This window comes from Paenibacillus phytorum, assembly GCF_013141715.1.
Lineage (GTDB): Bacteria > Bacillota > Bacilli > Paenibacillales > NBRC-103111 > Paenibacillus_E > Paenibacillus_E phytorum.
This window is the reverse complement of sequence record NZ_WHOA01000110.1, coordinates 1-12,760: the sequence shown is the minus strand read 5'-3', so window position 1 is coordinate 12,760 and position 12,760 is coordinate 1. Positions and strand designations below refer to the sequence as shown.

Sequence of the window (12,760 nt, the reverse complement as noted above, 5' to 3'; positions counted from 1 at the left end):
GTAGTTACGGTAATGCTTGTTGTCACTGGAATGCTGGGCGGGTTAATGACTTCAAAAGGCAGAGTTACTTCTCCTGTTACCGTGAAGGTCTGCGCCGTCGTGGCAGTCGGATCGTAGCTTGCACGATTTACATCCCAATTCACATTGGCATCCACATTTACCGAATCGGTAACAAGCGTTACCTTAGCAGGCAATCCAAGAGCTGCCGCTGTCTTTGCCGTTCCGATGGCCACTGTTATTGGTGCAGGCGCTGTGACGCTCCTAAACGTTATATCTGGCACTTTGTAAAATTCTATTTCTGAGAGACCTACATTCGACCCGCTTCCGCCAGATACCTGAAATTTGACCCAAGACACAGTCTTGTTAGGGAAAGTTACAGATTGAGCGCTCCCATTATTCGGGATACCTGAAACCACCAAAGAGGTTCCGTCGCTGAAGGAAAGCGTCCCGCCTGGCGCCCAGTCACCCGAGTTGGGCCGATCATAGAAGGTAATCTTGTTGATCGTTTGATTCGTCGTCCAATTCACCTGGATCCATGGATTGGTTTCTCCCAAGGACGCCCATTCGCCAGTATTCGATTCACCTATGATGCCATCGACCACTTTATCGGGAGAAAAACTGGCATTGTTTGACGATGAAGCGGTAACTGTGGCGTTCGACGTTTGGATCTTATTTACAGATACGCTAATGTTATCTAAATCCACATTGTATGCATAACTCCCTATCGTCATATTTGCATCTTGAATATTTGAAATTCTACTCCCGTTAATAACCAGATTGTTAATGTGTACACCATCAACAGTATGGGTGGAATCAATTCCCGTGATAGATGAAGTGGCTTCACTCGGCCCAGTTGTATAGTATATATTTTGGAAAGTTAAATTCCTCATATTTCCAATCGTTGAATTCCATGGTATAAATGGTGTGATCTTAAACAAGCTGCCCTTGGAATTGCGTTCCACTATAATATTGTTAAAAACCAAGTTTTTAACCATACCATTCTGCCCTGCACCAATCCCAAAAACACCATTTTGAACTGTTTCCGCCTCGTAATGATTAATAATATATATATTTGTGCAAGTGTAAAAATCAAGCGGCCTTCCATATGGATTACCAACTCCGACAATTATACTATGGGCTTTTTGACCGAATACTACGATATTGTCAAATGAAATGTGATCGTTTGAGGAATCAGATACCAAAGCATCATCAGAAGTTCTGACATAACTGTTCTTGACAGTCACATAGCTGTTACCGCCGGTACTGACAATACCATCACCTTCTAGCATTGCAGTAAACCCTTTAAAATTATCAACTGTTACATTGGTTGAGGTGTGTATGTGAATTTGCTGTCTTTCAGGATTAACCACTACGACACCTTCAACGGTTACATTATCCGAATTGACAATTACAATACCCGGCATCTCAGGGTTTCGCGAGCGATCCGCGTCGGTAAAATTGCCGCACCACCTTGAAACATCAATCACACCCCGTCCGCGGATTGTAATATTATTTTTTCTTGGTGCAGTTTGCCAGCCAGTCTGGTTAAGGAAAGGGTTGGTTTTGATTTGAGCCTGTACGACTGCACCGCCTTGTATATAAACAGTTGTTCCACTTGGTACATAAATAACATCCTGGGTGGTCGTACCGCCGCCGTAATGTGTAGGTACGGTCTCCCTTGTAATTCTTGAATCATTACCATAAGCATGAAGTCCTGGTCCAAAGAACATCACATTCGGATCGGTTGGGGAAGGTATATTGGTATCCATAGGATTAGCAAATATCTGCAAAGAATTGTACATATCTCCATTTATTTCCAGCACAATATTCTTTGGTCCGGTAAGCGGAATCGTGATTACGTTGCCGTTAATTGAAGGCGTAATGCCAGAAGCCTGCGGCCAGATCTTTGCCGAATTGACAGTCCCGCCATTATATGTGATTTTCATTTCCACTTGATCGGAACAGTCAAACATTACAAACCCTACAGTTGCTGTACCGTCAGTGACTCCGCTTTTCATGACACGAGCAGCATATGTGAATAAATTCGAGTATATTCCTCCGGGAATTCTTACCTGTGCTGTAAAATTTGAAACGCTTGGTGTACCAGCAGGCGGGTCGGAATATGTGACAAGTTGGCTTGCGGCACTTACATCGCTTGTGGCACTTACATCGCTTGTTTGAAATACGAGTGTACTAAACAAAATCATTACACTAATCATTACACTAATCATTTTTCTTGCTTTTTTCACATTTAGCATATTTACGCCTCCCTGAATCTTTTAGATTGAATTCAATTAATACTCCGCATTGACGGACATTTCCGCCATCAATAGTTACTGGAAAACAAGTAACTTCACCTCTCACCCCCCTATAATTTAAAGCGCTTCCAATTATTAACTAAAGCATGGAGCACTTTGATCTTCAATACCAAACTGAAATGAAAATCCAAGCCTCCACGGTTTAGAAAACTGATCCTGATTTCGATTTAACTCAAGCTGATGACGAACCTGAACTTCGTATTTTCTTCATACCACATTGGAAAGTTCGTACCCCAAACATTATTATGCAGAAGAAAGTGCATACCCCCATCTAACGAGACAAAGGAATTATCGAATTGTAGTAGTCTCTTCTCTCCTGGAGCCACTAATGGCGCATCCAGCGTTTCAATAGAAATCTTACCGTCGCTTCCATGGTAATAGACGCCGGAATTCACCGCATGTAAATTCCGATTGCCATCCTTAACTACTTCCAGAGGCGAGATCAATGCTCCCAATTTATCCATTTTCCAAAGATTCGGATTATCGACCTTTGGAGCAAATGAAAACCAACTTGCTTCAGGCAGCCGATTAGCCTGCTTATCAAACCAGCTTAATTCCACTTCGATTTTATTCAGTGACTTGTAAAATCTGTAATCGATCCGAATCTCCCGTGGAGCTCCATACAACTGAGTACTCTCTAATGGCATTTCAAGATGAACTTGAACAACATCGCAATTTTCCTCTGAACAAGTCCCTATGCGCTTCACACTCGGCGTAAATCGTCTATGCTTCGGTCTCGGCTCCGCAAACTCCATACCAGGCTTACCAAAGTCTGCATCCGCCCAATGATACGTTGTATTCCGTTGCGCTGTATAAGTTTCAAACCAATTGTTGTAGTCTTCAAGACCAAATAATTCATATTGGAAACTGCCTAGATGATGCTCCTTGTCAGCCCAAATCTTTCCACGACGGTCATTTAGCATAGTAATTGACCCATCTGCAGAAAATGCAACCTGAAATGATCCGAGATCATATGTTTCGTCGCTTTTAAGCTCATGTCCGTTTTGAATCCATGCATTTTTCGGTTCCAAAGACTGAATGGCTTCTTTAGCCTCAACTCGTTTATCTAGCGGTAAAGCATTCACTGCACGCCAAACATATGCCCTCTGTTCCATCCACGAGCTCTCGAAGAAACGGAAACTTCGATCTCCCCATGATGTCGAAAATAATTCCGACGAAAGGCTGTCAAATTCATGCATGGCAAACGATCCGATATAGCTGTACTTATCCGGAACAGCCTCATCCGTTATCCGGTCTGCTTCACGTGCCGAACGGAACTCTTGAACGGCATAATGTTTGAAATCCGTTAGAAATTTCTTTTCATCCAATCCCCACGTATGCTCTGGTATTAGGATGAGTTGATCGCAGAAGTCCGCATATTCCTTGCTATCAGGGTCGAGCCGTCCTTCGTTCACCCATTTATCTCGCAGCCTTAACAATTCTCTGTACTGTGAAACCTTCAACGGATCCGTGCCGACGCCGTGAATCCACGTATCTCCAATCTCTTCGTATACAACCGGAAACCGATCTCTCAAGGTCAATAACTTCTCGGCAAACTGATCCATTGTGGACGCTTGAATGGAAGCGCCGGGATATTGTTCAGAGAGTCGAGCGAACTCTGCTTTGATATCATCGGAGGAAGGGGGCCCGCAGTTATCTCCCGTATGGGCAAACACCATCACCTCATCAAATCCGTCAATTTCTACCGCATTTCCATAGTTACTCGCATAATTGACTACAACTTCCGATCCGTCTTTCCCTTTCCAAACGAAAATTTCAGGAACATTCGGTACTTTCGATGCGGGATTCACGCCGAGGTGCAAGTATTGAATGCCAAACTGAGCGAAATAAGGTACCATGCCTATCGTATGCCCTGGGACATCCGTCATTTTGGCAGTCATTGTATTTTTACCGTACCGCGCATTCAGCTTTTGTGCAATCGATAGCCCATACACGAACAAAGCAGGATCCATCAGTTCGGTATGCGTGGTAAAAGGCAGACCGTGCCAAGCGATATTACCGCAAGCAATTGCCTGTTCCATCAAAAGTTTCTGTTCTTCCGTAGCTTGCTTAAGGTATTCATGAATCAACCACGACCCGGTCGTCCATACAAACTGCGCAGGCCCGCCGTCAGCTTTCAACTGTTTGGCCAATTCGATCGATTTGGGAATATATAATTCAAAGTATTTGTTTACTACATTTTCAGCCAAATCGGTAAATCCAATATCCAAATGAGTTTTAAAAATAACATGAACCGTCTTTATTTTACACATGTATTAGCTACCCCTTCACTCCTGAACTAGCCACACTTTCGATAAATTGGCGTTGAAAAATAAAAAATAAGATCATTACAGGTGCAATGGCGATAACACTAGACGGTAATAGAGCCGTAATATTGGTTGAATTATCAGACGAGAAGGCAAGAAAACTGAGTGCTATCGGCAGCGTTCGCATACTGTCCGAAATGATTGCAATTCTAGACCAAGCAAATTCATTCCAGATAAAAGAAAAGGCCAAAATACTTAACGCTGCCATTGACGATCGCATCATCGGCATTACGATTCGTAAGAAGATACTAAATTCAGAACTACCATCTATTTTAGCTGACTCAATAATTTCATTCGGAATGGAACGAGCAAACTGCATCATTAGGAAAACACCGAAACCGCTGTAGAAAAAAGGGATCGCTAAACCTAAATATGAATTAATAAGCCCCATCGACTTGACCACATTGTAGATCGGCAAAAACGTTATTTCTTGAGGTAACATCATCGTCGCTAATATGAACATAATTAATATATTCTTGTATTTAAAAGAGTGTTTGACTATCACATACCCGCTAAACGTACACAAAAATACGTGGAAAACCAACATTAGCAATGATACACAGATTGAATTCCACAGTGCTTCACCAATCTTTCCAACGTTCCACGCATTGATATAATTATCTAAGGAAATATGGTTTGGAATCCATTTGAAGGGTACTTTAAATATTTCTCCACTTCCCTGAAATGAGGCAGACACGAGCCAGAATACAGGTGACAATAGTATAATCGCTATCACTAACATGAAGAAGAAAAATGCCAAATCTATTACATTCCACTGCGTTTTTGGTTGATTCATGTTGCCACTCCTATTCCGAGAAAAATTTCGTCAATTTTAATTGTAGTAGGGATACAACCATGGTAATCATGAATATTACAATTCCTATAACAGAAGCATAACCTACATTACGGGACTGAAACCCTTGATCAAACATATACATGAGAATCGTTTCTGTGGAGCGATAAGGTCCGCCATTTGTTAATATAGCTACTTGTGGGTAAGTTTTCAGAAAAGTAGCTACTACAATAATTGACGAAAAAATTATAACTGGCATTAATTGTGGCAAGGTGATATGAAAGAATAATTGCCGCTTGTTAGCGCCATCGATCACTCCGGCTTCAAACAACTGCGAGTCGACATTAGATAAACCGGCCAAAAATACGACCATAAAATAACCCATTTGGAGCCATACACAGAGAACAATAATAGCTGCCATTGCCCAGAAAGGATCAGTTAACCAAGGTACTCTGTGAATACCCATACTTGTTAAAATGCCATTGATATAACCTAGCTCATCATTAAACCAAACTTTAAAAATAATCGATGCAACAATTGTAGACACAATGTAGGTTGTAAATACGGCACCTCTAATGACACTTTTGCCAAGCTTCATATAAAAAACTGCCATGGCGATCCCAAGCGATACACAGAGTGTAAGCGGCGTGCTGATAATCGTAATTAAAGCCGTGTTCCTTAATGCATGCCAAGCATTCTGATCATGTATAAATTTCAGAATATTTTTTAGGCCAACGAATTTAGGATGATTCAGAAAGTTATAATCCGTAAACATCCAGACGATGTTCGTAAAGAATGGGTAATAAAAGAAAGTGGCAAAAAATAAGATTGTTGGCACTATAGCCGCATAGACGATACCTTTATTCGTTGATTTACTTCTTCGCAACTTCGGTCGAATGGTCGATTCCATCTGCTTCACTCCTAAAATACATTGATCTGGTCCAGCAATTGCCAAACCAGATCAATAAATAGCTTGCTAGATCATAGTTCTTATTTAGAGGCTTCTGCGATTCCCTTATTAATTTGAGTTGCTGCGTCCTTCATTGTTTTCTCAACATCATCACCGCGTACCAAAATTTTCTCTAGAGCTGCAGCATAAATTTTGGATGCATCTGGAAAAATAAACGGAGCTTCCAAGAAATTGTATTTTGTATTCTGCAATTGCTGCTTTTCTGCCATTCGTGCTTCTAGTGTTCCTGCCGTCTTCCATTCAGCTTGCATACTTGGATCATCATATAAAGATAAATCTGTTATATAGGATTTAGATTTAAGTTGGAATTCTTTTGAAACTAGGATTTGAAGGAAATCTGCCGCTTCTTTTTTATGTGCTGATTGTTTAAATACAGCCCACTCAGCGCCGCCAACACTTGTCGTGCTTTGACCAGAAGACCCTTTTGGCATTGGAGCAAAGCCAACATTAATTTTAGCGCTGGTCGTTGCCTGAACATCCCAATCCCCACAAGGCCAAATTGCAATCTGTCCATTCAACCAAAGCTTATCATAGCTGCCATCTATTTTTGGCGCCCAACCATTTTTACTAAAATCTTGCATGAACTGAAATGCTTTTACGGATTCAGGAGAATCGATTTGTGTTTTTTTGAAGTCGTCTGACATCTGTTTTCCACCATTTGCCCATAACCAATAATCGGTTGCCCAGTTCCCACCTTCAAAGCTCGTAGCATAAATCTGTTTACCATCTGCAGTTTTTAAATTTGCTGCGCTTATTTTTTTTGCAATCTCAACTACTTCATCAAGCGTTTTCGGTGCTTCTGTAACACCGACTTTAGCCAAGATATCTTTATTGTAGAACATATAAACCGTGTTATTACTTTGAGTAACGCCAAACACCTTACCATTTAACGTCATTCTATCTTTCTGCCCATCACTTAAATGACTATAAATTTCCCAATTCTTCACTTGATCCGTAATATCTTCAATAACGCCTGAACTGAAAAATTCTTTCCCCCACACCATTTTTCCAACATCCGGAGTTTCTCCGCTGCTTAACATCATAAGCTCTTTATTACGCATATCTGAACCGCCGTTGCCCCACGGCGCAGTAATTACTTGCACATCAGCATTCGGATACTTTTTCTTGAAGATCTCTGTCGCAATATCTAATCCATCATCTTTTGCCCCTGAGCCTACAACTTTCAAAGTAAACTTATCATTTGTGGAACTAGCCGTACTCGTTGCCTTGGAATCTGGTGCTTTCGTTGCTGCTGACCCCTCATCCCCATTTTTCGTGCCGCAAGCTGTTACACTGGTAATCACCATCGTCGCAAGAATCACGCTTAATATTTTTTTCATTTCTTATTTCCCCCTTAGTAAACTCTGAATGTAATATCCAATGGCAACGCTACCATTTGATAATCTAATCTTATACCTGGGCGGAATGAGCTACAATATCGAGAAATATCGATTTCTGTCCTAAAATAACACAATTAGAATATTCGTTGCCGATACTCTGCCGGTGTAATCCCGACTTCTTGTTTAAATACCTTGCCGAAATGACTTGCGTTTTTATAGCCTACTTCCTGAGCAATCTGTAGAATTCCTTTCTCGGTCGTTTCCAGCCTGTGTTTAGCTTGCTCCATTCTCACCTGAGTCAAATAGTCCAGAAAATTCAACCCAGTTTTTTGTTTATATATAGAACTGATATAATTTTTACTGACAAATAGTTGTTCCGCTAATGAATGGAGACTAACTTCTTTTGAATAATTTTCCTGAATGTACGTTTTTATCTTCTGAACCATTCGGCTAGTTTCATCCAATTGAGGCGAAGGTATACATTCTAATGTCTTTTGTTCAAAAAAAGCGCTTAGCGCCTCCAAAGTTTTGTATGCTTGAATATCTACAAATTTGAGTTCTGCTATCCCGATACTCATTCGATCTTGCAAATTTGTTTTCGCTATTCTCTGTTTAATTTGTATCACAAACTCAAAAAAGAGCTGATAGACGAGGTCCAGATCAATCAGCATAGCATCTGCTAACTTCACTTTAAATTGGCGAATCAATTCGCATGCTTCCTCATTCAGACCCAGTACCAATTTCTCGGCGAACAGCTCAAATGTCCCTTGATCAGGTGTAAAATCTTGTGTTGAAACACGTTCGTTTTCACCTTCGACCACATAAACATAAGGGAGTGAAGTGGCTTTTTGATAAAAAATACATGCCCTGACCTTCAGATAAGCATCTCTCAATTGCTGTAACGGTACACCAAAGCTGCTTACACCAATGGTACAAGCAGTTTTCCTTTCACCTAATTGACGTTGAATGACAGTAAGATTATCTATAAAATCAGTAGAATGGTTACATACAACAACGATTTCCCCCTGAAAATTAAGAAGAATTCGGGAGCCCATTTTCTCCAATAAAGGATCTATTTCAGATATCGTCAAAGAAGACCTAACTATCATTAACTGGCAGTTATTACTTCTTAATTCTAGGAGGGTGCCATCATTATTATCCAATCTGATAGTAGGCTCGTGACCCTCCAGTAAACTTTCCAAATAACTTGTTTTCAATAATTCATTTACTTGTTTTGCGGCTAGCTCTGTCTGCTTCAACTCATCTATTTTCAGGCACACTTTCTCTACCATTTCCACTAATTTTCTTTCATCAATTGGCTTAACCAAATAACCGTATGCTCCGAACTCAATCGCTTCTGTTGCATAATCAAAATCTCTAAATGCCGTTAAAATAATGGTCTTCACCATTATTTTTTTGGCTTGAAGCTTTTTTAGCAACTCAAAGCCGTCCATAAGAGGCATACGAATATCAAGAAATATAAGATCCGGCTTTTCACGTTCAATCCATTCCAACGCCTCAATGCCATTATTCGCTTCCCCGATTACTTCGACATTCAGCTTATTACGTTCTAATAATTTTTTTAAGGCTTGCCTGATCAGTGGCTCATCATCAATTAACATTACTTTTTTCATCATCTACACCTCGTATTTAACCGTTTAAAGGGATCACTAATACTAATTTAGTACCTCTTCCATATTCTGAATGGATTTTTATTCCGTATTCTTGTCCATATGCGATCTGAATACGCTCTTGTACATTGGATAATCCAATGCTTGTTTCAGGAACAACTTTTTGTTCAAGGTTCTGAATGACAGCAAACAATTGTTGCTCTGTCATTCCGATTCCATTATCCATAATTTCGAAATAAATGTTGCCATCTGCCGTATATCCTCTAATACTAAGCACTCTCTCTTTAGCTATTTTGTCCAATCCGTGATAAATTGCATTCTCAATCAATGGCTGGAGTAACAATTTCAAAATATAACTCCGAGAAACCTTTTCTTCAACTTCAATATCCACTTGAATCGTATTGTCGTATCTAATATTTTGAATTTGTAAATAGTCTTTAATATAGTCAAGTTCCTTAAAAATCAACACGTTAGTTTCTTTCTGATAAATTGTGTATTCCAATAAATTACCTAGAGCAGTAACAACTTTTTCGATATCCGATGTGCGCTCCAAAATAGCCAATGAATGAATGACCTGCAGTGTATTATTCAGAAAATGTGGATGGATGTTTGACTGTAATGCTTTGAATTCAGCTTCCCTTTGTTTGATTTTCCCAGTATAAACTTCATCAAATAAAACATTGATTTTATTAGTCATCAAATTAAAACCACTATTTAAGATTCTAAACTCCGAGTAGATCTCATCTTCTGGAATTCTTGCTGTGAAGTTTCCTCTACCTACTTCCTGCATATTTTTCATGAGCTTAATGATCGGCTTGGAGCTTCTACGTGAAATAAAAATAGACATGGCTACACTTAAAACAATGACGGTACATACCAAATATAGGGTTATAGTTCCAGTTCGATCTACATTTTTTTGAATTTCCGACAATTTGCTTAGATATACCAACTTCCAACCTGTCGCCTTAGAAGTAGAATAATTGACCTGCAATTTCTCAGAATGAAACGTTGTATTGTAATTGCCGGTATCTTGCTGGAGGATCTGTTCAACATAAAGCCCTCCTAATTCATTGCTGCCTTCTTTAAATCTAGGATCAGTTGAATAAATGACAATACCGTCATCCGATAACAAAATAATGCTATCGCTTTTGCCAAGCTTGGTGTGTTCAATAATTTGAGCAATTTTCTCAAAATTAAAATCAACAAAGCATATCCCCAAGTTAGTCTTACTGAAATGACTAATATCTCGTATTGGAAAACTCATGCTGACCACATTCTGATCTCTGGGATTTGAGTAGTAGTCTAAGGTATGGGTTGGGTAGAATATGGACTTCGTATGATCCATATCTACTAAGGAATTCCATATTTGATTTAAAAATGGTGAATTCACATTTATTGATGTTAAGTTGGGTATAGAAAAATATAAGCTTGGATTATATATAAAAATATTACTGATATCAGGCTTGAGTGATTTTGTATTCTGCAATAAGTCAGCGATTTGTTTTCTATTTGCATTATTGGTATAACTGGAATTGGTATTATAGTCTAGTAAACTAGATATAACTATTGGATTTGTAGAAACCATTTCCAACGAAGTAACAATATCTTTAAAATAGTTATCTAAACTCATGCTGGTCTGACTGGAAATCTTTAAAGAGTGTGATAAAGTGTCCGACCTCATTGTATTAGAGAAAATATAAAACATGATTCCACCGAACACCACTAAAGAAGATATGGAAAGCATCGAATAATACAGAACCATAGTTAAATATAGTGATCGATTTGGCAGCTTTGTTTTGATGAAACTTAACATGGATACTCCTCACTTTCCAAGTAGTAAATTTGTGGACGTTATCCATATCATGAAAAAGAACATTGTGTCTATTTCCATATTACATGAGATTTCATTATTCGACATTAATTAATCGATGTGTTATACCTTCCTCGTAATTCAATGCACGTTCCCCTACAGTCAGAAGACTCACAAGCTGACCTATCGATGGGAGAGGGCGCCGAAGTCCTCTAATTAACAAAGCAAATAGTGAATCCTTAAGAACCTCTTCGGTTGGAGCCCCCTGTATCTTTATGTCAGCCGGCGTTGTTGCATTTGCGATGTTACCTTGTAATGGCGAAACAAGAAGCACAACAGCTAAAAGAAATTGTATTCGCATAACATTACCGCCCATGTTTTCCCAGTATTATTCCTTCAGAAACACTACCTTATTCAACAATCCTACTCGATAGTTGAACAGGCATCCTAACTGCCTGTTCGTCATGATGCTAACCTTCTCCGTTAGCGGAATAACCATAATTCAATATATGGTATACTGGGTTTACCGAAATAGCTAGTTATTTAGTTAGGAGTTGTTACCCCTTTGCATATTGGAGTAGATTTAGATAACACAATTCTTGATGCCACTTCAGCTCATTTGCAATATTATAATAGAGCATCTGGATTATCATTAACACCCGACGATGTTAATGATTTTTATCTGTACCGTTTATATGGGTGGGATGAGGCAGAACGTGATGCAATTTATAATAAATATGGGCATGAAATTCATTGGAACTCATCACCTTTGCCGATGGCTGTTGAAATATTACAGCAACTGTTTAATCAGCATCAAATATCAATTATTACTGCTCGACCATTACTTTTTCGCGATGTTACCATTGAATGGCTTAAACATCATAAGATTAATTATCACAATATTACACTTGTTGAAAACAAACTCCAAGAATGTATTAATTCAAAAGTAGTTGTATTAATTGATGATGGTCCTCACTATGCAGAGGAGTTTGCTCTAGTAAATAAGCCAGTTATTTTGTATGAACAGTCATATAATTTATCCATTACTCATGATTTGGTATTTCGTGCTTCAAATTGGATTGAGGTAAAAAAGCATCTTGATTACTTAGAATCTAAACTAAACTTGATATGATAAGAATTACTTCGTTAAACTGCCCGTCCCTCAGTTGAATGCCGTACCATTTCCATTCAAAAATCAAACAATTTATTAAAAATAAAAAGACCGGACCCCCTTATTTGGAGTTCCGGTCTTATAAACACTAGACAACTTCGTTTAATCGCCCATCCCGAAACCTCACAATCCGCTTCGCCTGCTGCGCAATAAATAAGTCATGAGTAATCAAAATAATCGTCCGACCTTGTGCATTTAATCTCTTTAAAATGCTTAAAATCTCCACACCTGTCTTCGAATCTAACGCTCCCGTAGGCTCATCCGCCAAAATGATCGGAGGATCTCCTGCCAACGTTCGCGCAATAGCAACACGCTGCTGCTGCCCACCTGATAGCTCGGATGGGAAGTGTTTCTTACGATCCAGCAAGTCTACCGCTTCCAGTGCATGTAAAACAAGTGG

General features: G+C 39.3%; 10 protein-coding genes. 1 reads left to right on the top strand and 9 read right to left on the bottom strand.

What is annotated here, in order from left to right:
* The 8 genes from GC098_RS16810 to GC098_RS16775 form a co-directional block, all read right to left on the bottom strand.
* A partial coding sequence (locus tag GC098_RS16810; protein WP_171644277.1) for a DUF7402 domain-containing protein occupies window positions 1-2,258 on the bottom strand: 2,258 nt, incomplete at its 3' end.
* 227 nt (window positions 2,259-2,485) lie between these two features.
* Window positions 2,486-4,591, bottom strand: a complete 2,106-nt coding sequence (locus tag GC098_RS16805) for a DUF5054 domain-containing protein (protein ID WP_171644276.1) — start codon at window positions 4,589-4,591, stop codon at window positions 2,486-2,488.
* Window positions 4,592-4,598: 7 nt separating this feature from the next.
* The gene (locus GC098_RS16800; protein ID WP_171644275.1) at window positions 4,599-5,441 is read right to left on the bottom strand and encodes a carbohydrate ABC transporter permease; all 843 of its coding nucleotides are present in this window, start codon (window positions 5,439-5,441) and stop codon (window positions 4,599-4,601) included.
* A gap of 10 nt (window positions 5,442-5,451) precedes the next feature.
* On the bottom strand, window positions 5,452-6,348 hold the full coding sequence (locus GC098_RS16795; protein WP_171644274.1) for a carbohydrate ABC transporter permease: 897 nt from the start codon (window positions 6,346-6,348) through the stop codon (window positions 5,452-5,454).
* An 80-nt stretch (window positions 6,349-6,428) separates the two neighbouring features.
* Window positions 6,429-7,748, bottom strand: coding sequence for a sugar ABC transporter substrate-binding protein (locus GC098_RS16790; protein ID WP_171644273.1), 1,320 nt, complete (start codon window positions 7,746-7,748; stop codon window positions 6,429-6,431).
* A 134-nt stretch (window positions 7,749-7,882) separates the two neighbouring features.
* Window positions 7,883-9,382: a response regulator gene (locus GC098_RS16785; RefSeq protein WP_171644272.1), complete on the bottom strand. Its 1,500-nt coding sequence runs from the start codon at window positions 9,380-9,382 to the stop codon at window positions 7,883-7,885.
* Between the two features lie 16 nt (window positions 9,383-9,398).
* Window positions 9,399-11,060 carry a cache domain-containing sensor histidine kinase gene (locus tag GC098_RS16780; protein WP_171644271.1) on the bottom strand — a complete coding sequence of 554 codons (1,662 nt, stop codon included), beginning with the start codon at window positions 11,058-11,060 and terminating at the stop codon, window positions 9,399-9,401.
* A 226-nt stretch (window positions 11,061-11,286) separates the two neighbouring features.
* Window positions 11,287-11,550, bottom strand: a complete 264-nt coding sequence (locus GC098_RS16775) for a hypothetical protein (RefSeq protein ID WP_171644270.1) — start codon at window positions 11,548-11,550, stop codon at window positions 11,287-11,289.
* A 204-nt stretch (window positions 11,551-11,754) separates the two neighbouring features.
* Between GC098_RS16775 and GC098_RS16770 the strand changes: the two genes are divergently transcribed.
* Window positions 11,755-12,321, top strand: coding sequence for a 5' nucleotidase, NT5C type (locus GC098_RS16770; RefSeq protein ID WP_171644269.1), 567 nt, complete (start codon window positions 11,755-11,757; stop codon window positions 12,319-12,321).
* Between the two features lie 127 nt (window positions 12,322-12,448).
* Here GC098_RS16770 and GC098_RS16765 read toward each other — a convergent pair.
* Window positions 12,449-12,760, bottom strand: a 312-nt coding sequence (locus GC098_RS16765; RefSeq protein ID WP_171644268.1) for an ABC transporter ATP-binding protein, incomplete at its 5' end; no start/stop codon positions are given.